At 52.2% G+C, this 18,679-nt stretch carries 18 protein-coding genes and 1 riboswitch; of the genes, 17 read left to right on the forward strand and 1 reads right to left on the reverse strand.

Annotated elements, in window-relative coordinates:
* Positions 1–45 precede the first annotated feature (45 nt).
* From PUT07_RS10975 to PUT07_RS11000, 6 genes are all read left to right on the forward strand, one after another.
* Positions 46–1,347: a pyrimidine-nucleoside phosphorylase gene (locus PUT07_RS10975; RefSeq protein ID WP_274468011.1), complete on the forward strand. Its 1,302-nt coding sequence runs from the start codon at positions 46–48 to the stop codon at positions 1,345–1,347.
* A 703-nt stretch (positions 1,348–2,050) separates the two neighbouring features.
* Complete coding sequence (locus PUT07_RS10980) at positions 2,051–3,223, forward strand: D-alanyl-D-alanine carboxypeptidase family protein (protein WP_379239777.1); 1,173 nt, start codon at positions 2,051–2,053, stop codon at positions 3,221–3,223.
* A gap of 129 nt (positions 3,224–3,352) precedes the next feature.
* Entirely contained in the window at positions 3,353–3,706 is a 354-nt protein-coding gene (spoIIAA, locus tag PUT07_RS10985; RefSeq protein WP_274469290.1) for an anti-sigma F factor antagonist, read from the forward strand.
* Complete coding sequence (gene spoIIAB, locus PUT07_RS10990; protein ID WP_274468012.1) at positions 3,703–4,149, forward strand: anti-sigma F factor; 447 nt, start codon at positions 3,703–3,705, stop codon at positions 4,147–4,149. The genes spoIIAA and spoIIAB overlap by 4 nt, the downstream gene beginning before the upstream one ends.
* An 11-nt stretch (positions 4,150–4,160) precedes the next feature.
* On the forward strand, positions 4,161–4,916 hold the full coding sequence (gene sigF, locus PUT07_RS10995; protein ID WP_126141164.1) for an RNA polymerase sporulation sigma factor SigF: 756 nt from the start codon (positions 4,161–4,163) through the stop codon (positions 4,914–4,916).
* A 161-nt stretch (positions 4,917–5,077) separates the two neighbouring features.
* Positions 5,078–6,508, forward strand: coding sequence for a SulP family inorganic anion transporter (locus PUT07_RS11000; protein ID WP_274468013.1), 1,431 nt, complete (start codon positions 5,078–5,080; stop codon positions 6,506–6,508).
* A gap of 59 nt (positions 6,509–6,567) precedes the next feature.
* On the opposite strand, the gene PUT07_RS11005 is transcribed toward PUT07_RS11000, so the two are convergent.
* Positions 6,568–6,777, reverse strand: coding sequence for a DUF378 domain-containing protein (locus tag PUT07_RS11005; protein WP_274468014.1), 210 nt, complete (start codon positions 6,775–6,777; stop codon positions 6,568–6,570).
* 177 nt (positions 6,778–6,954) lie between these two features.
* Here PUT07_RS11005 and PUT07_RS11010 point away from each other — a divergent pair, with 177 nt between their 5' ends.
* From PUT07_RS11010 to PUT07_RS11060, 11 genes are all read left to right on the forward strand, one after another.
* Positions 6,955–7,587 (forward strand): stage V sporulation protein AA, encoded by a 633-nt coding sequence (locus tag PUT07_RS11010; protein WP_274468015.1) that lies wholly within the window; start codon positions 6,955–6,957, stop codon positions 7,585–7,587.
* Positions 7,587–8,006 carry a stage V sporulation protein AB gene (locus PUT07_RS11015; RefSeq protein WP_274468016.1) on the forward strand — a complete coding sequence of 140 codons (420 nt, stop codon included), beginning with the start codon at positions 7,587–7,589 and terminating at the stop codon, positions 8,004–8,006. Before PUT07_RS11010 ends, PUT07_RS11015 begins: the two co-directional genes overlap by 1 nt.
* A gap of 21 nt (positions 8,007–8,027) precedes the next feature.
* Positions 8,028–9,641, forward strand: coding sequence for a spore germination protein (locus tag PUT07_RS11020; protein ID WP_379239650.1), 1,614 nt, complete (start codon positions 8,028–8,030; stop codon positions 9,639–9,641).
* A 162-nt stretch (positions 9,642–9,803) separates the two neighbouring features.
* On the forward strand, positions 9,804–11,135 hold the full coding sequence (lysA, locus tag PUT07_RS11025; RefSeq protein WP_274468018.1) for a diaminopimelate decarboxylase: 1,332 nt from the start codon (positions 9,804–9,806) through the stop codon (positions 11,133–11,135).
* Positions 11,136–11,271: 136 nt separating this feature from the next.
* Positions 11,272–11,703, forward strand: coding sequence for a peptidylprolyl isomerase (locus PUT07_RS11030; RefSeq protein ID WP_274468020.1), 432 nt, complete (start codon positions 11,272–11,274; stop codon positions 11,701–11,703).
* Positions 11,704–12,392: 689 nt separating this feature from the next.
* Complete coding sequence (locus PUT07_RS11035) at positions 12,393–13,946, forward strand: sensor domain-containing diguanylate cyclase (RefSeq protein ID WP_274468021.1); 1,554 nt, start codon at positions 12,393–12,395, stop codon at positions 13,944–13,946.
* 89 nt (positions 13,947–14,035) lie between these two features.
* Positions 14,036–14,218: riboswitch (FMN riboswitch) on the forward strand.
* A gap of 229 nt (positions 14,219–14,447) precedes the next feature.
* Positions 14,448–15,557 (forward strand): bifunctional diaminohydroxyphosphoribosylaminopyrimidine deaminase/5-amino-6-(5-phosphoribosylamino)uracil reductase RibD, encoded by a 1,110-nt coding sequence (ribD, locus tag PUT07_RS11040; protein ID WP_274468022.1) that lies wholly within the window; start codon positions 14,448–14,450, stop codon positions 15,555–15,557.
* Positions 15,558–15,573: 16 nt separating this feature from the next.
* Complete coding sequence (gene ribE / locus PUT07_RS11045) at positions 15,574–16,245, forward strand: riboflavin synthase (RefSeq protein ID WP_274468024.1); 672 nt, start codon at positions 15,574–15,576, stop codon at positions 16,243–16,245.
* A 36-nt stretch (positions 16,246–16,281) separates the two neighbouring features.
* The gene (locus PUT07_RS11050) at positions 16,282–17,508 is read left to right on the forward strand and encodes a bifunctional 3,4-dihydroxy-2-butanone-4-phosphate synthase/GTP cyclohydrolase II (RefSeq protein ID WP_274468026.1); all 1,227 of its coding nucleotides are present in this window, start codon (positions 16,282–16,284) and stop codon (positions 17,506–17,508) included.
* A gap of 55 nt (positions 17,509–17,563) precedes the next feature.
* Positions 17,564–18,034 carry a 6,7-dimethyl-8-ribityllumazine synthase gene (ribH, locus tag PUT07_RS11055; RefSeq protein WP_274468027.1) on the forward strand — a complete coding sequence of 157 codons (471 nt, stop codon included), beginning with the start codon at positions 17,564–17,566 and terminating at the stop codon, positions 18,032–18,034.
* The gene (locus PUT07_RS11060; protein WP_274468028.1) at positions 18,035–18,679 is read left to right on the forward strand and encodes a site-2 protease family protein; all 645 of its coding nucleotides are present in this window, start codon (positions 18,035–18,037) and stop codon (positions 18,677–18,679) included.

Raw genomic sequence — 18,679 nt, forward strand, 5'->3', positions numbered from 1 at the left:
TTTTTCGATTTCTATAAACATGAAAACGCTTAGGAGGAATCAGAGATGAGAATGGTCGACTTAATACATAAGAAGCGTTCTGGCGAAGTGTTGAGTGAGCAAGAGATTATCTACATCGTGAACGGCTATACAAAAGGGGATATCCCGGATTATCAAATGTCGGCTCTGCTCATGGCCATCTACTTCAACGGCATGACGAGCGGGGAAATCTCGGCGCTGACGATGGCGATGGCCGAATCCGGGGAAATGATCGATTTATCCGGAATTGCCGGGATTAAGGTGGATAAGCACTCGACAGGGGGAGTCGGTGATAAGATCAGCCTGATCGTGGGACCGATTGTCGCCTCGCTCGGTGTGCCGGTGGCCAAAATGTCAGGCAGAGGGCTGGGCCACACCGGCGGGACGGTAGATAAGCTGGAGTCGATTCCGGGTTTCCGGATCGAGCTGTCTAAGGAAGATTTCATCGCGGCGGTGAATACGAACAAAATCGCGATCGTCGGCCAGAGCGGCAATTTGGCCCCTGCCGACAAGAAAATGTACGCGCTGCGGGACGTTACAGCGACCGTCGACTCGATCCCGCTGATCGCCAGCTCGATCATGAGCAAGAAGATTGCTTCCGGGGCCGATGCGATCGTGCTGGATGTGAAGATCGGCTCGGGCGCTTTCATGAAAACCGTGGAGGATGCCAGGGTGCTGGCCCGTACGATGGTGGATATTGGGCTCAAGCTGAACCGCCATACGATCGCGATGATTACGGATATGGAGCAGCCGCTCGGCCGCGAGATCGGCAATGCCAACGAAATCCGCGAATCGATCGAGGTGCTGCGCGGCACCGGCGACAAGGAGCTTACGGAGGTGGCGGTCTCCGTTGCCGCTTATATGGCGCTGCTTGGCAAAGTGTTCGGGAGTTTCGAAGAAGCGCAGGAAGCCGTGCGGGATATTGTGCGGAACGGGAAAGCGCTGGATACGTTCAAGCGATTCGTCGCAAGCCAAGGGGGCGATCCGAACGTCGTGGACCGTCCGGAGCTGCTGCCGACAGCGGGGTATCATGTTGAGGTGACGGCAGAGCGCGAAGGCTATGTCAACCGGATTGATGCCGAACAGATCGGCATCGCCGCCATGCTGCTGGGCGCCGGGCGGGCGAAGAAAGAGGATCCGATCGATTATGGGGTAGGTCTAACGCTGAACAAGAAGATCGGGGACGCGGTGAAGGCCGGAGAATCCATCTGCACCGTTCACGCGAACCGGCAGGATGTGGCGGAAGTGATCGCGATGATCCGCGGCGCTTACGGCATTGAAGACGGTCAGCCGGCACCGGTTAAATTGATCTATGATGTGATTGTATAGCTTGTGAGCGTAAGGTCTGAGGAGTTTCTCCTCAGACCTTTATTGTTTAGGTTTGGGGCGGAGCTTACCCTTTATTTATGTTCAGCGTGTGGTGACGTGTGGTGACGTGGGGCAGTGTGCGATGACGTGCGGAAATACAGTGCGCTAAATTACCGAAAACAGCACTTTTGGCGGGTGAAGGGGAAATACGATGCGCTATTCTCACCGAAATTGGCCTATATCGAGACTAATGCTCGAAATAGCGGCTTGTATTTCCGCATGGTAAGAAAAAAGCCCCATTTTGATCAAAATAACGTATCGTATTTCCGCACAGTGGCTGCAAGAGCAGGCTGCAATCCAGCTGCCTATGACATCGACCGCATCTCATTCCGCACAGTGGCTGCAAGAGCAGGCTACAATCCAGCTGCCTATGACATCGACCGCATCTCATTCCGCTCAGTGGCCGAGAGCAAGCTCCGATGTAGCTGCCTATGTCACCCAGCGAATCACATTTCCACTCCGTACCGGTGGATGGTGTGCATCGGGGCCACACAGGGCTCAATCTAGGGAAGAGACGGACGACGACGTAAGTCTTTTTTATCGTTCATACGTTATCTTCCTTCCTTTGGAATATTTTGAAGGGAATTCGTCAACACTGATTAGCAGTCATTAAGCTGCAAGAGTCTGTTTTCACTTCATATTTCACAGGAGGGGTTCAATGGCTATGCGAAACAAAGGGCTAATAAGTTTTATCTGTTTACAGTTATGTGTGATGCTAATCTTACCGGTAGCGATGGCGGAAGAGAAGACACAGGCGGTCGATTTGACGCCGAATGCGCAATCCGCCGTGCTGATGGATGCCGACACAGGAACGGTGATCGCGGAGAAGAACAAAGACACCAAGCTTCCACCGGCCAGTATTACGAAGATCATGACGATGCTGCTGATCATGGAAGCGATTGACAAAGGCAACATTAAAATGGATGAAAAAGTCCGTGTCAGCGAATATGCAGCTTCTATGGGCGGTTCGCAAATCTTCCTGGAGCCCGGCGAAGAAATGACGGTGCAAGAAATGCTGAAAGGCATCGCTATGGCTTCCGGCAACGATGCTTCGGTCGCAATGGCTGAGAAGATTGCAGGATCCGAGGAAAACTTCGTACAAATGATGAATGAACGCGCTCAGCAGTTAGGTATGAAGAATACGCACTTCTCCAATTGCAACGGACTGCCTGTGGCGAACCACTATACGACAGCTAACGATATCGCCGTGATGTCCAGAGAATTGCTGAAACATGAAGAAATCACGAAATTTACAGGCGCTTATCAAGATTATTTGCGCAAAGAAACACCGAACCCGTTCTGGTTGGTCAATACGAATAAGCTGGTGCGCTTCTACAGCGGTGCCGACGGCCTCAAAACCGGCTATACCAGCGAAGCGAAGTTCTGCCTATCCGCCACTGCAAAACGAGATAACCTGCGTGTTGTCGCGGTAGTGCTAGGGGAACCGAATACCAAGACGCGGAATGCGGAAGTAACGAAGCTCTTCGACTATGCGTTCGCACAATATACCAATTATCCGCTCTTCAAGTCAGGCGATAATCTGGGAAGCTTTACGGTGAACAAAGGGCAGATTTCGACAGTTCCGCTCGTCGCGAAACAAAACTACAGCATTTTAATGAAAAAAGGCGTAGCTACGGATACGATTCGACATGAGCTGCAGCTGAATGCGAATATTAAAGCGCCGGTTGCGATCGGACAGCCGATCGGCAAAATCGTGGTGTATAACGGCGATAATGTGCTTGCGGAGTACCCGATTGAGTCCCCGGTCGCTGTGGATAAAGCATCCTGGTGGAAGCTGTTCAAGCGGACAACCTCGCAGATGTTTACTACGGATTAATGGTGAGATTCCGCGAATAATCACACTTTTGTTCTAGTTTTAGCGGTTTTCTTCTAGTTTTGTCGGGTGGCAGGAGTTTCCAACCCAGTTGTAGAAACCTATTTCTATGACTGGGAAGGAGTGAACATGTTGAGCTTGCAAATTGAATTCGAGCAAAGCCGAAGAGCGTTGATTGTTAGATTGAAAGGCGAGTTGGATCACCACACCGCTGATGTTGTCAAGGCGAGGATGGAGGAAGCGATTGCCAAGGAGCAAACGCATCACCTGATCCTGAGTTTGAAGGATCTTTCATTCATGGACAGCTCGGGTTTAGGCGTCATTCTCGGTCGGTATAAGCAAATTACGAGTAAGGGCGGCAAAATGGTCGTATGCGACGTTTCGCCTGCGGTTTATCGCTTATTCGAGCTTTCGGGGATGTTCAAGATCGTATCGATTCAGGATAACGAACGTAATGCAATGTCCAGTCTGGAGGTTGCACTATGAGCGAGCATAACTTTATGACGCTGCAGTTCGCCAGTCGTTCGGAGAACGAGGCTTTTGCCCGTGTAGCGGTTGCCGCTTTCGTGTCGCAGCTCGATCCGACCCTCAATGAATTGACCGATATCAAGACGGTCGTTTCCGAAGCTGTAACGAATTCGATTATTCACGGTTATAACAATAAACCCGATGGTGTCATCACCATCACAACGCAAATTGACGATGATGTCGTTCGAATCACGATCGAGGACAAAGGCTCGGGTATCGAAGATTTGGAGCAGGCGAAACAGCCGCTTTACACCTCCAAGCCAGAGCTGGAACGCTCCGGAATGGGCTTTACGATTATGGAAAATTTCATGGACGAAGTGGAAGTTGTGACGGCCGTAGGAATCGGAACGAAAATAAACATGTTGAAGCGAATTGAATCTAAAAAAGCTTTATACAATTAGGGGTTTGATCTATGGATGTCGATCTGAAGCATGCTTCTCACAGTTATTTAGACGATTCGGAAGTCAAACGGCTCATCGCCCTCAGCCAATCCGGAGATGGACTCGCCAGAGAAACACTCGTCAGCTGCAATATCCGCTTGGTCTGGTCTGTGGTTCAACGTTTCTTGAACCGGGGATACGAAGCCGAAGATTTGTTCCAGATTGGATGCATCGGACTGCTGAAGTCCGTAGACAAATTCGATCTCTCTTATGATGTGAAGTTTTCCACCTATGCGGTGCCGATGATTATCGGTGAAATTCAGCGCTTCCTTCGGGATGATGGAACACTCAAAGTAAGCCGTTCTCTCAAAGAGTTAGCCAATAAGATTCGCAAGACGAAAGATGAGCTCTCCAAACGGCTTGGCCGGCTTCCAACGATTAAAGAGGTTGCGGAAGAGCTGATGATCACGGCGGAGGAAGTTGTTTTCGCGCAAGAAGCCAACAAACCGCTTTCATCGATTCATGAGACCGTGTTCGAGAACGACGGCGATCCGATCACCTTGATGGATCAAATCTCGGATGAAACCGGTGAGAAATGGTTTGAGAAGCTTGCTTTGAACGAAGCGATCGGCACGCTCTCCGAGCGGGAGCGGCTCATCGTCTACCTCCGCTATTTCAGGGATCAAACGCAGTCCGAGGTGGCCAGCCGATTGGGAATATCCCAGGTGCAGGTATCACGCTTGGAAAAGAAAATCTTGCAATCGATCAAAGATCAGATTGCCCAATGAAAACGGTAACCGCTCTCCTGTCGGAGGGCGGTTATTTTTTGTGGTAGTGCTATTTGAAAATGTTAGGTATAATAAGACTGCCAAAAACGGTGCGAATTTTTCTGAAAGAGGAAAATTCAAATGAATTTTTGCGGGAGCAAGAAGAGGAGAGTGTTTCACAGTTGTCCAGTAAATTGAAAGATGCATGGTTTTTTAACGTTCGCCGAGACGTGCTTTCGGGGATGACCGTAGCGCTTGCCTTAATTCCGGAAGCGATCGCTTTCTCGATCTTGGCCGGCGTAGATCCGATGGTCGGTTTATACGCGTCCTTCATTATCGCGCTGGTGATTTCTTTCACAGGCGGCCGCATGGGCATGATTTCAGCGGCAACGGGGGCCATGGCCTCATTGATGGGACCCTTGGTAGCGAAGTATGGTATCGAGTATTTGTTTGCAGCAAGCATATTGACGGGTATTATCCAATATCTCATGGGCGTGTTGAAATTCGGGAAATTCATTACATTTATTCCGCATTCCGTTGTCATCGGCTTTGTGAATGCTCTTGCGATTATCATTTTCATGGCTCAATTGCCCAACTTCGCAGGCGCGAATTGGCACATGTACGCCATGGTGGCAGGCACGCTGGCTATTATTTATGGGCTGCCCTATGTAACGAAAGCCGTACCTTCCGCCCTAGTGGCAATTATCGTGATGACCATCCTGTCGATCAACCTCCATCTCGATGTCCGTACCGTCGGAGATATGGGAGAAATTACGCAGGCGCTGCCGTTCTTCCATTTGCCGGAGTTCTCCATTTCCTGGCAAGCGATCGGTGTCATTCTGCCGATTTCCTTGGCGCTAGCGATTGTCGGGATTACCGAATCGCTGATGACAGCTACGATCGTCGATGAGATGACCGAGACGAAAAGCGATAAAAACCGGGAAGTCCGCGGCCAAGGCATAGCCAATATTGCGTCCGGTTTTTTCGGGGGCATGGCAGGCTGCGCCATGATCGGACAGACGGTCATTAACGTGAAGTCCGGCGGCAGATCGCGATTATCGACGTTTGTATCAGGCGTATTTCTGTTATTCCTGATCATGGTGCTGGGCAATGTCGTGAAGCAGATCCCGATGGGGGCGCTGGTCGGCGTCATGTTCATGGTTTCCATAGGAACGTTCGATTGGAACTCGCTGCGGACGCTAGTCAAAATTCCGAGAAGCGACGCTCTGGTCATGGTCATCACCGTAGCGATCGTCGTGGCCACATCCAATCTGGCGATCGGCGTGCTGAGCGGCGTCATCATGAGCGCGCTCATCTTCGGCTGGCGTTCGGCCAAAATCAAGGCGCAGACGTCTGAGGATAAGAAAGGCGGCCGAACCTACCGCATCTCGGGCCAGTTGTTTTTCGGTACGATGACCTACTTCATCGATTTGTTCGACTACCGCAACGACCCGGATAAGATCATCATTGATTTCAGCGGTTCGCATGTGTGGGACCATTCTGCGGTAACGGCGATTGCCAAAGTGATTGCCAAGTACGAGCAGCTGAACAAAAGCGTGACCTGCGTCGGTTTAAATGAAGAAAGCAAGCTTCTGGTTGAACAAGCCAGATAAAAAAAGAGCCGCTATGTACCCGATCAAACGAACTGGGTATGGCGGCTTTTTTCATTTAGTTATCGCGCAGCATGCCGGCCATCCGAATAGAATCTTACGCAGTAGATGCCGCATAAGCCTACGATCGTATAAATGATCCGGCTTAATACCGAAGATTCCCGATGAGAATCCCCACCCAGTATAGCTGAAACTAAATCCCATTCGAAGAGCCCAACCAAAAGCCAATTCAGCGCACCAATAATGACTAGTGTTAACGCCAGTTTTGCCATGTTATCACCTTCTTTGTATGGAATAAGTTATCGGTATTCAATGCTTACTATGCCAAACTGCGGAGTGGTTTATTCCTGGAGAATTTACCACTTCGGCAGACGATTACGGGAAGGAAACATTTTGCATACTACTCCTATACATGGATGATACCCGATAGCTCTGAAGGGAGTGAGACCATGGCCAAATTAGGAGCCCAGTACTTGTATATCCGGCTAAGGCGCAAAGCCTCCATCCGCAAAGGGAGCGTCGTCCAGCTCCGGCACATCGCCCAAATATTCGTGGAGCCTGAATATGAAGAGAAGCTGAGTCAGCTCATCATTCATAGACCGCAGCAAGCGGACGGCAATCGTGTATTGATCGATATGATGCTGATCGTGAGGAAAGTGAAAGAGCTGTATCCGGAGCTGCAAATCGAACATTTCGGAGAACCTCATGTGCTTCTTGAGATTAACTCGGATGACAAGAAGGCGAGTCCTGTCCTGATCGGCCTTGTATGGCTGCTGCTTTTCATCGGCTCGGGCCTTGCCATAATGAATTTTCACGCGGATGTGTCCATGCTGCAGGTACATCAGAGAATTTACGAGCTGATGACCGGGCGCAAGATTGATCACCCGCTGATTCTGCAAGTTCCGTATTCTCTCGGCATCGGAGTGGGCATGGTCATTTTCTTTAATCATTTGTTCAAAAAGAAATTTAATGAAGAGCCAAGCCCTCTGGAAGTGGAAATGTTCATGTATCAGGAGAACATTAACCATTATGTGATCACAGAGGAATATATGAAAATACATGAGGAAGGAGAGGCAAAATAATGGCCCCTGTCGGGGAAATGCTCCTTATCGCCTTCGTCGGTTTAGCCGGAGGCATTGCCGTCGGCAGCGGAATGGTGGCCTTCCTCGTTGTTTTGGATATTATCCCGAGACTGGCGCAGATCACACGTTCATTCTCGAAAATTCATGCCTATGAAGGAGCGGTCGTCATAGGTTCGCTTGTGTTCACATGGGTGGATTTCAGCGACTGGAGGATGCGGCTGTTTCCGGCGGGGACCGCCCTGGTCGGGTTGTTTGCCGGGTGCTTCGTCGGCATGCTGGCTGCGGCGCTGACGGAAATCATCAACGTGCTGCCGATTCTCGCCAAGCGGGTGGGAATGGGTTCCTATATGATTTTGCTGCTGATGGCGATGATCTTCGGTAAAGTAATTGGTTCATTGTTTGAATGGCTTTTCTATTAAGTCAGAAGGAGGTTGCGCATCGTGAAAGTCATTGTGAAGACAGGAAATGAGAACGAAGATGTGAACAAGTCTCAAGAGAATACGGATTCGGATAAGCTGGCTGTGGACGAAGAAGGGAACTTAACCCCCTACAACCCGGTAACGGATATGACTCATGAGGAAAAGTCGCTGAAAATTCAAGAGGACATTCCTGCCAGTATGAAAGAAGTGAAAAGAGTGCTGGAGGAACGGGTCGGTCTTAACCGCAGCTTTGACTTGGTCATGCGGGAAATGGTTTTTGGCGATAAGCGCGTCGGCATCTTTTATTGCAACGGTTTTGCCAAGGACACGGTGCTCACCGACATCTTGACCCGCCTCACGTATGCCGACCACGACAGTGTCTCGCATCATACGCTTGAAGCTTTCATTGAGAAGCTTATTCCGCATATCCAAGTGAAGTCCTATAAGAAAATGTCCGAGATCGTCGGGCAAGTGCTGATGGGCGGCACGGCTTTCTTCATCGAAGGTGAGACGGCGGCCATCGCGATCGACGTTAAAAACTATCCGGTCCGTTCGATCGGAGAGCCGGATCTGGAGAGGGTCGTGCGGGGATCGCGCGACGGCTTCGTCGAAACGCTGCTCATGAACGTAACGCTTGTCAGACGCAGAGTGCGCGATGAACGCTTGAAGCTTGAAATTATGCAGGTCGGCAAGCGTACCAAAACGGACGTCTGCATCGCGTACATCAACGACATCGCGAATGCGGATTTGGTGGACGCGATTAAGGAGAAAGTGAGTGAAGTACAGATTGACGGCCTGCCGCTTGGGGAAAAGCAGTTGGAGGAAATCATCGCTAACAAAGGCTGGAATCCTTATCCTATGGTGAGGTACTCGGAGCGTCCGGACGTCGTCTCTGCCCATCTGCTGGAAGGGCATGTCTGCGTATTCGTCGATACGTCGCCCTCTGTCATGATATTGCCAACCACGTTCTTCCATCACGTGCAGCATGCGGAAGAATACCGGCAAACACCGTTTATCGGCACCTACTTGAGGTGGGTGCGGTTTGCAGGAATTATGGCCTCCATCTTCCTGCTGCCGCTCTGGTTCATGATGGTTATGGATCCGTCATTGAAGCCGCCGGGCTTGGATTTCCTTGGCCCGCAGAAGGAAGGGACCCTCCCCCTGCTCGTTCAGTTCCTGCTCGCCGACATCGGGATCGATCTGATGCGGATGGCCGCGGTGCATACCCCGACTCCGCTGGCCACAGCCATGGGCCTGGTCGCCGCTATCCTAGTCGGAGATATTGCCGTTAAGACCGGATTGTTTATCAATGAGGTCATTCTGTATCTCGCCCTGGCATCTATCGGCATGTTCGCTACGCCAAGCTACGAATTGGGACTTGCCAACCGGATTATCCGGCTGGGGCTGCTGCTGATCGTCGCCGTTTTCCAAGTCCCGGGATTCGTTATCGGATCGACGCTCTGGCTGATCTGGCTGGCCACGAGAAAGTCTTACAATGCACCTTATATGTGGCCTTTCATCCCGTTTAACGCCAAGAGCTTCTTCTCCATTCTCCTCCGGCGTCCGGTGCTGGCCTCGAAGACTCGTCTCAGCATAACGAAGCCGGTCGACGGCACACGTCAACCGAAATCGTAATAAACTAAAGGACAAGGAAGTTCTCTTGTCCTTTTTACGATTCAGCCCGCTTGGTTATTGTCAAAGACGCTTTTCCTATGGTACTTTAAATAGTAATGCGCATTCGGCCGTTTGGAACGTAAGGTCAAGCAGCAGGTTCAGGGTGAGGGGGAAAATGGAGCTATGTATTTGCATGGTACAAGTAAAATAAACGATCAGGGTCACCTTGAAATCGGTGGTGTCGACGCGACGAAGCTGGTAGCGGAATACGGCACACCGCTATATGTATTCGATGAAGCCCTCGTTCGCAAACGCTGCCGCGAGTTCGTCGAAGCTTTTCAAGCATCCGGCTTGAGGTTTCAAGTGGCGTACGCCAGCAAGGCGTTCTGCGTGATGGCGATGTGCCGCATTGTCGAAGAAGAAGGGATGTCTCTAGACGTAGTTTCCGACGGAGAGCTGTACACAGCGCTTCAAGCCGGTTTCCCGGCGGAACGGATTCATTTTCATGGCAATAACAAAACAATCGACGAAATCGAGATGGCTATCGATGCCAAGATCGGCTGTTTCGTTGTAGATAACTTTATCGAGCTGCAAATGCTGAATGCCATAGCCGGCGAGAAGCGCCAGAAGGTCAAAGTTTTGCTGCGCATTACGCCTGGCGTAGAGGCGCATACGCATGAGTATATCTCTACAGGCCAAACTGATTCCAAATTCGGCTTCGACCTCGGCAACGGATCGGCCTTTCAGGCGATTCAAGAGGCATCGCAGCTCGGCAACTTGGATCTGTTGGGCATCCATTCCCACATCGGCTCGCAAATTTTCGAAGTGGAAGGCTTCCGTCTGGCTGCCGAGAAAATGGCCGGCTTCGCGGTCAACGTCCGTGAGGAGCTCGGGGTCACATTCCGAGTCATCAACCTTGGCGGCGGCTTCGGAATTCGCTATGTGAACGAGGATACGCCGCTTCCGGTTTCCGTCTACGTGAAAGCTATTACCGACGCGATCAAAAATAACTTCGGCCGCCATGATTATCCGCTGCCGGAAATTTGGGTAGAGCCGGGCCGCAGCATCGTGGGCGATGCCGGTACGACTTTGTACACCGTAGGAACGTCCAAAGACATTCCGGGCGTGCGCAAATATGTATCCGTCGACGGCGGCATGACCGACAACCCGCGCCCGGCCTTGTATGAGGCCGTGTACGAGGCGATGCTGGCCAACCGCGCGGGCGAACAGCCCGTAGAGGTTGTTTCCATCGCCGGCAAGTGCTGCGAGAGCGGCGACATGCTGATCTGGGATGTGAACCTGCCGAAGGTGAACACGGGCGATGTGCTCGCGGTATCCTGCACAGGCGCTTATAACTATGCCATGGCCAGCAACTACAACCGCATCCGCCGCCCCGGCGTCGTCTTCGTCAACGAGGGGCAGAGCGACCTCGTCGTGAAGCGGGAGACGTTCGACGACATCGTTGGGAACGACGTCATTCCGGCGAGAATGAAGCAAGTGAGCAAAACCGTCTAGCAGCGCCGCGAGCGTTATTGAAGCTGAGGTTCCCGGCGGGAGCCTCGGCTTTTTTGATCACCGTATGAGCCCAAGTTTGTGAAAAGAAAGATTTCATAGTAGAATAGGATATTATTGTCTAAAGGAGTGGACCACAATGGCCAAACAAGCAAAAATTAAACTAGCCGGCGGCGGTGAGGTTGTCATCGATCTTTTCGAAAAAGACGCACCGAACACAGTTGCCAACTTTGAGAAATTAGCAAACTCCGGTTTCTACAACGGGCTTGTTTTTCATCGCGTAATTCCAGGATTCGTCGCTCAAGGCGGTTGTCCACACGGCACAGGAACTGGCGGCCCAGGCTACCAAATCAACTGTGAAATCAACCCGAACAAACATGAGCGCGGCTCCTTGGCTATGGCTCATGCGGGCAGAAACACAGGCGGCAGCCAATTCTACATCGCTTACCAACCACAGCCGCACCTGGACGGACAACATACCGTTTTTGGTAAAGTGGTAAAAGGGATGGAGCTTGTCGATGCTTTCAAAGGCAGAGACTTGATGGAGAAAGTGGAAGTCGTTGAAGCGTAATAACGAAGAAATGAGGAACCTGCCGATGTCGGCAGGTTCTTTTTTTTGTGGCTGCGCAGGAGGTGGAGGACGGGCGGCGGTGGCAGGATGGCAGGTAGGTGATGGCGCGGCAGGACGTGAATGAGGGATGTGGCAGGAGGGACGGACGTGGCAGGTTAGGCAGGTAGGTGATGGCAGGATGGGAGGTAGCAGGTTAGGCAGAGTAGATAATGGTGGAACAGGAGGTGTCAGGGATGGATGGTGAGCAATAACTGGAAAAAATCATGTTATTTCAACCTTCAATTGGCTTGTAGGAGAAATAACGGGAATCTGTCCTGTTAAAATTGCACCAAATCCCTGATATCCGGCATTTACCATGAAAATAACGGGAGATTTTCCCGTTATCACACTCGCATGGGCATCTTTTGGCTGGAATAACGGGAGATATTCCAGTTACGCCATCTCCGGGGGCAGCTACGCCCTTTGCCGTAGGTCGAAATTGCAGGAGCTTCACTTCAGAGCCGGATCACCTCCCGCCCGAGCACTATTTTAGGATAATTACAGCGGGCCCGAAGAGGAGTTCTTACAAATACTAACATAAGTGTTGTGAAAACTAATACTCTCACACCGGATTAACGTAATTTTCCTAACACTTTTTTAAGAGAATAGGGATATCCATCCATTTCATGAAGACGGAGTGAAAATTTTAGATGAATCGAAGAGACTTTAAACTGCGAACTCTGGTCGACATGCTCGTTCTTATGTCTGTTTTGACAACGCTTACTGTAAGCGTCATCGTCGGATATGAACATGAGAAGAAATCGCTCATCCAAACAACCTTTCAATTAAATAAAATATACGCCGATAAGCTCGCGGATACCGTCAACGGGCTCGTGATCAATTTGAAACAAGTCATGGGAGGAACAGGCGTTTATGTCGCTCAAAATGCGGACCTGTCAGACCGTTACGATATACTGCAATTGCTGAGGCATAATCACTCCAGCTTGAGTTCGGTTACGCTTATCGACCGCACGGGAGTTATCACCGACGCATCTCCCGTACAGGTCGGGCTGCAGGGGCAGCATGTGTCCGGTGTCGTTGCACGGTTGTTCGCAGAGCGAAAGTATGGCATTTCAGAAGCTTATGCAACGGAAGCAGGAGTGTTATCCGTAGCGCTTGTGCAGCCTTTATTTGACGAAAGGGGCGAGTTTCTGGGGGCGCTGAGCGGGACGATCTCGCTGCATGAGTCGAATCTCTTTAATACGGTATTAAGCGATTCGATGAAGGACACCGAAGGCACTTACGTATATGTTGTCGGGTCCAGAGGCGAGCTGATCTATCATCCGGACCCGACGCGCATCGGCGAGGATGTCAGCAGCAATCCGGCGGTACAAGATATTCTTCATGGAGAGAGCGGCGTTAGGAGAATCAAGAATAGCAAGGGGGTCGACATGCTAGCCAGCTATACGTATATGAACGAGACCGGCTGGGGCATTATCGCGCAGACCCCTACGGAAGTCGTGCTGAACGAGGCGCGTCATCTTGTTTTACAAATGCTGGCGTATGTGGTTCCCATTCTGCTCGCATTCCTGATCGGGATCTATGTGGCAATCGGCAAAATGTCACAGCCGCTCGTAAGGCTAGCCCAATACGCGCAAAAGCTGTCAGCCGACAATCTGATTCGCGAGGAACCTCCCCGCATCCATTCCTGGCTGTACGAAGCGAATAAGCTGCACCAAGCTCTCGGCGTGGCCGTAAAGCATTTGCGCTCCGAGTTCGACCATCTATCGGTGGTCGCGCAAACGGATTCGTTGACGGGGCTGTACAACCGCCGTACGATGGAGGCATACTTGCATAACCTTGTAGGTCAGAACAAGGCTTTCGCTTTTTTGCTTATCGACATCGACCGCTTTAAGCTCGTGAATGATCAGGAGGGGCATGAGACTGGGGATAAAGTGCTGCAATTGGTTGCATCCATTTTGCAATCATGTGTGGACGGGCGGGGCTACTGTTTTCGGTTTGGCGGAGAGGAGTTCGTCATCCTGCTGCCGGATCAGAGTCTGGAAGCGGCGCTCGAGGAGGCTGAGCGTATTCGCCAGTCGATGGAGACGAACCGGGGATACAATGGTCGAAAAGTGACGCTGTCGATCGGCGTAGCCGCCTACCCGCTGACCACGAGCGAGCCGGACAAGCTGTTCGAACAGGCGGACAAAGCGCTGTACCGCGCCAAAAGCGGCGGCCGCAACCGGGTTGAATCGGCTTGAAGTACGCTCGGTTCCCTGATGTGTTAAAAAAGACCTTGCTTTTTCGAAGTGTGAGTGATAAATTTTTCATAAGTTACTTTTCATATGTGTGCAACCTTCGGGGCGTGGTGAAATTCCACACCGGCGGTGATTCGACGGCTGGCCATTAGGCTGGAGCGTCGATCAGTCCGTGACCCGTTTTGAAGCTAGCGGTACCTGACATACAGCTTCGCTACGGCTGACCCGGTGAGAATCCGGGACCGACAGTATAGTCTGGATGGGAGAAGGAGAATGCGAATCCAAGATTCGCTGTGCATGCTTGTACATTTTTTCACGAGAACAAAAATTCGGCAGGTCTGTCCTTTCGACAACTACGCCGGTCTTGTTTGATTTGATCAAAAATGGAGCAGGCGCGTACAGCCGAGGCTTTTTCGTGTTACCTACAAATCTCTGGCCCCTATCCGATATGCGGAGGGGTCTTTTGGCGTTCGTTCAAATTCTACCTATTGGCGGTGAACAGGCATGCATGTCTTGAATGATGAAGCATATATGAGGCTAGCGCTGCAAATGGCCGAAAGCGCGCTTGGCCAAACAGGGATCAACCCGGTTGTCGGCTGCGTGCTGGTCAAGGAGGGGCGCATCGTTGGCATGGGGGCTCATTTGAAAAGAGGACATGGCCATGCCGAGGTTCTCGCTCTGGCTATGGCCGGCGAGGAGGCAAGCGGCAGCACCGCCTATGTCACCTTGGAGCCGTGCAGCCACTACGGCAAGACGCCGCCCTGCAGCGATCGCTTGATCGCCGCGGGAGTGACGCGCGTCGTGGTTGCCGGCACGGACCCGAATCCCCAGGTGGCCGGCACCGGTATCGCCAAGCTGCGAGCCCACGGCATCGACGTCTCCGTCGGGCTGCTGGGGGAGGAAGCCGCGGCGATGAACGAGGCTTTCAACAAATATATCGTCACGCGCATGCCATTCGTGACGCTGAAGACCGCCAGCACGCTGGACGGCCGCATCGCCTCCAAGACCGGCGACAGCCGGTGGATCACATCGCCGGCGTCGCGCGCTTATGTGCATACCCTGCGCCACCGGCATCAGGGCATCATGGTCGGCGTCGAGACGATCATCGCCGACGATCCGCTCCTCAGCGCGCGCGGCGACGTACCGGCCCTGCAGCCGGTACGGATTATCGCGGACTCGCGCTTGCGGATCCCGCCGGGCGCCCGGGTGCTCACGGAGCAGGATCGTCAGCCGACGATCCTGCTCGCGACCGCACAGGCGCCCGCAGAGCGGCGTGCCGCGCTGGAAGCGCGCGGCATCACGGTGCTCACCTGCGGGGACGGCCCGCAGGTGGATCTGACGCTCGCGATGCGCCAGCTCGGCGAGCGCGAGATCGGCTCCATCCTCCTCGAGGGTGGAGGACGGCTTAACGGCGCCATGCTGGAGCGGCGCCTGCTGGACAAGCTGGTGCTGATGTTTGCGCCGAAACTGATCGGCGGGGGACATGCAGCACCGGTGAACATCAACTTCGAAGGCTTCGCGAAGATGGATGACGCATTGACGCTCGACCGGTTGAAGGTCGAGCAGCTCGGACCGGATATTTGCATAACGGGCTATCCGGCGTATCAAGACTGACGAATGGAGGGCTGCCATGTTTACCGGCATAATTGAAGAAATCGGCCGCATGCGCCGCATTCATAGCGTGGGTCAAGCGATGGTATTGACGATTGCCGCACATAAAGTGCTCGAGGACGTACACTTGGGCGATAGCATCTCCGTGAACGGTGTCTGCTTGACGGTCATCTCGTTCGACAGCGAATCGTTCTCGGTGGATGTGATGCCGGAAACGTACCGCAAGACGAATTTGCGCAACCTGCAGACAGGCGCCCGCGTGAATCTGGAACGGGCGATGGCGGCGAACGGCCGGTTCGGCGGACATATCGTGCAAGGACATGTGGACGCAACGGCGATGATTCTGTCACGCGTTCCGGAAGAAAACGCGGTCGTTTACCGGTTCGAACCGGACAATCCGCATATTTTCAGATATATCATTCCCGGCGGATCTATTACGATTGACGGCATCTCACTGACCGTCGTCGATGTGACGGAACGCGATGTGGCCGTCTCCATCATTCCGCATACGCTCGCCCAAACGGTGCTGCAGGATAAAAAAGCCGGCGACACCATTAACATGGAATGCGACGTTCTAGGCAAATATATGGAGCGACTGCTGAAATTCGGACCTGCCGATAACGTGCAAGGCAGCGGGAAGAAGCAAAGTACGTTAACGGCCGGCTTTCTAGCAGACCATGGCTTTATGTAAGAAGGAAGTTAAGCTCGAAGAAGAGGTGATTCAACCATGACACAAATACGTTTCAGTACGATAGAGGAAGCGCTGAGAGACCTCAGCTTAGGCAAAGTTATTATTGCCGTTGACGATGAAGACCGCGAGAACGAAGGGGATTTTATTGCCCTGGCTGACAAAACGACGCCGGAAGTGATCAATTTCATGATCAAGGAAGGCCGTGGTCTCGTCTGCGCGCCGATCACGGAGGAGCGTGCGCAAGAGCTCGATCTGCCGCCGATGGTCGCGAGGAATACGGATTACCACGGAACCGCCTTTACGGTATCGGTCGACCATATCGAGACAAGTACAGGGATATCGGCGCACGAACGTTCAAGAACGGTGATGGGCTTGATTCATCCGGCAACGAAGCCGCATGATTTCCGCAGGCCCGGCCATATTTTCCCGCTGATCGCCAAGAAAGGCGGCGTGCTGCGCAGAGCGGGTCACACCGAAGCGGCTGTGGATCTGGCTATTCTATGCGGATCTTACCCGGCGGCCGTGATCTGTGAAGTCATTAAGGAAGACGGCACGATGGCCCGTGTTCCGGATCTGATGGAGATTGCGGAGAAACACAATTTGTGCTTGATTACGATCCAGGATTTGATTCAATACCGCAACAGGCAGGAGAAGCTCGTCCAGCGTGAAGTGGAAATCAATCTGCCGACCGATTTCGGTACGTTCAAGGCGATCGCCTATACGAACCAGCTCGATAATAAGGAGCATGTCGCTCTGGTCAAAGGGGTCATCGACCCTGCGAAGCCTACGCTGGTGCGTGTGCATTCCGAGTGCCTGACGGGCGATGTGTTTCATTCGCACCGCTGCGATTGCGGGCCACAGCTGGATAGCGCACTAAAACAGATTGATGAAGAGGGCAATGGTGTATTATTATATATGCGACAGGAAGGCCGCGGCATCGGTTTAATCAATAAATTGAAAGCTTACGCTTTGCAGGAGCAGGGATTGGACACGGTTGAGGCGAATATTAAGCTTGGCTTCGCTCCGGATCTTCGCGATTACGGAATCGGCGCTCAGATATTGAAGGATCTCGGCATCAGCCAGCTCCGCCTGCTAACGAATAATCCGCGCAAAATCAAAGGTCTCGAAGGCTATGGCCTGGAGGTCGTTGAGCGCGTGCCGATCCAGATGGCCTCTAAGGAGGACAATGTGAATTATTTGCGGATCAAGAAGCAGAAGCTTGGCCATATGCTGAGTTTCCACGATTCCGGCAGCGGCATTTAAGGCACGATCATTTTACCAATAAACCGGTTTTCATAGAGAAAGGGAGAATATAACCATGGCTACGATTTACGAAGGACATTTAGTATCGCAGAATTTGAAGTACGGCATTGTTGTTGGACGTTTCAATGAATTTATTACTTCCAAGCTGCTCGGCGGCGCACAAGACGCTTTGAAACGCCACGGTGTAGAGGATAACGAAGTGGACATCGCTTGGGTACCCGGCGCATTCGAGCTTCCGCTTATTGCACAGAAGATGGCGGAGAGCGGGAAATACGATGCAGTGATTACGCTTGGCGCCGTCATTCGCGGTTCAACGCCTCATTTTGATTATGTATGCAGCGAAGTTGCCAAAGGCGTTTCGGCGATCAACCTGAAAACCGGCGTGCCAACGATTTTCGGCGTATTGACGACGGATTCGATTGAACAAGCTGTGGAGCGTGCGGGGACGAAGGCTGGCAACAAAGGCTGGGAAGCTGCTGTAACCGCGATTGAAATGGCGAACTTGACGAAGCAATTCACTTCCTAAATGCTTTCGTATTATCATCTGGAGACGCTGCTCCCACGGCTGCTTGCGTTCCTGATCGCCATGACGCTGCACGATGCGGCGCATGCGGGCTTGGCCAAGCTGCTCGGGGACTCTTCCGCCCGGAATAACAAACGTTTATCGCTGAACCCCTTGGTGCATTTGGACACCTTGGGGCTCGCGATGATTGTTTTCGGTCCGTACGGCTGGTCCAAACCGATGCCGGTCAACGCTTCGAATTTTAAGAGAAAGCCCAAGCTGTCCCATACTCTCGTTTACATAGCCGGTCCATTAACCAATTTGCTGCTCGCGTTGTTCTTCTGGTGGCTCTATTTCTTTCTTCCGTCATTCGTACAGGGAGATGCGTCCGAGTCGATCGTCGTGGAACAGTGGCGAGTCTATTTGCAGTACGGCGTCATCGTCAATATCATGCTTGCCGTCATTCATATGGTACCGCTTTACCCGCTCGACGGGTGGCACATCGTGCAAGGCCTGGTCCCTCCGAAGCAGCAAAGATGGATGGATCGCAACAAGCGTTATGCACTTATTCTAGTTATTGTGTTGCTGATTACTCCTGCCGGTCAATGGGCGCTTGAACATGTATACCCGCTTGCCGCGCAATTGGTTATGAATCTATTTTCTATATGA

Source organism: Paenibacillus sp. MAHUQ-63, from assembly GCF_028765165.1.
Taxonomy (GTDB): domain Bacteria; phylum Bacillota; class Bacilli; order Paenibacillales; family NBRC-103111; genus Paenibacillus_E.

What these genes read in the sequence shown, in the direction of transcription:
- sigF (WP_126141164.1), top strand. Translation starts at nt 4,161, where the DNA reads ATGGATGTCGATCTGAAGCATGCTTCTCACAGTTATTTAGACGATTCG.
- PUT07_RS11030 (WP_274468020.1), top strand. Translation starts at nt 11,272, where the DNA reads ATGGCCAAACAAGCAAAAATTAAACTAGCCGGCGGCGGTGAGGTTGTC.
- PUT07_RS11035 (WP_274468021.1), top strand. Translation starts at nt 12,393, where the DNA reads ATGAATCGAAGAGACTTTAAACTGCGAACTCTGGTCGACATGCTCGTT.
- PUT07_RS11015 (WP_274468016.1), top strand. Translation starts at nt 7,587, where the DNA reads ATGGCCCCTGTCGGGGAAATGCTCCTTATCGCCTTCGTCGGTTTAGCC.
- ribD (WP_274468022.1), top strand. Translation starts at nt 14,448, where the DNA reads ATGCATGTCTTGAATGATGAAGCATATATGAGGCTAGCGCTGCAAATG.
- PUT07_RS11050 (WP_274468026.1), top strand. Translation starts at nt 16,282, where the DNA reads ATGACACAAATACGTTTCAGTACGATAGAGGAAGCGCTGAGAGACCTC.
- lysA (WP_274468018.1), top strand. Translation starts at nt 9,804, where the DNA reads ATGTATTTGCATGGTACAAGTAAAATAAACGATCAGGGTCACCTTGAA.
- PUT07_RS10980 (WP_379239777.1), top strand. Translation starts at nt 2,051, where the DNA reads ATGCGAAACAAAGGGCTAATAAGTTTTATCTGTTTACAGTTATGTGTG.
- ribE (WP_274468024.1), top strand. Translation starts at nt 15,574, where the DNA reads ATGTTTACCGGCATAATTGAAGAAATCGGCCGCATGCGCCGCATTCAT.
- ribH (WP_274468027.1), top strand. Translation starts at nt 17,564, where the DNA reads ATGGCTACGATTTACGAAGGACATTTAGTATCGCAGAATTTGAAGTAC.
- PUT07_RS11010 (WP_274468015.1), top strand. Translation starts at nt 6,955, where the DNA reads ATGGCCAAATTAGGAGCCCAGTACTTGTATATCCGGCTAAGGCGCAAA.
- PUT07_RS11005 (WP_274468014.1), bottom strand. Translation starts at nt 6,777, where the DNA reads ATGGCAAAACTGGCGTTAACACTAGTCATTATTGGTGCGCTGAATTGG.
- spoIIAB (WP_274468012.1), top strand. Translation starts at nt 3,703, where the DNA reads ATGAGCGAGCATAACTTTATGACGCTGCAGTTCGCCAGTCGTTCGGAG.
- PUT07_RS10975 (WP_274468011.1), top strand. Translation starts at nt 46, where the DNA reads ATGAGAATGGTCGACTTAATACATAAGAAGCGTTCTGGCGAAGTGTTG.
- PUT07_RS11060 (WP_274468028.1), top strand. Translation starts at nt 18,035, where the DNA reads ATGCTTTCGTATTATCATCTGGAGACGCTGCTCCCACGGCTGCTTGCG.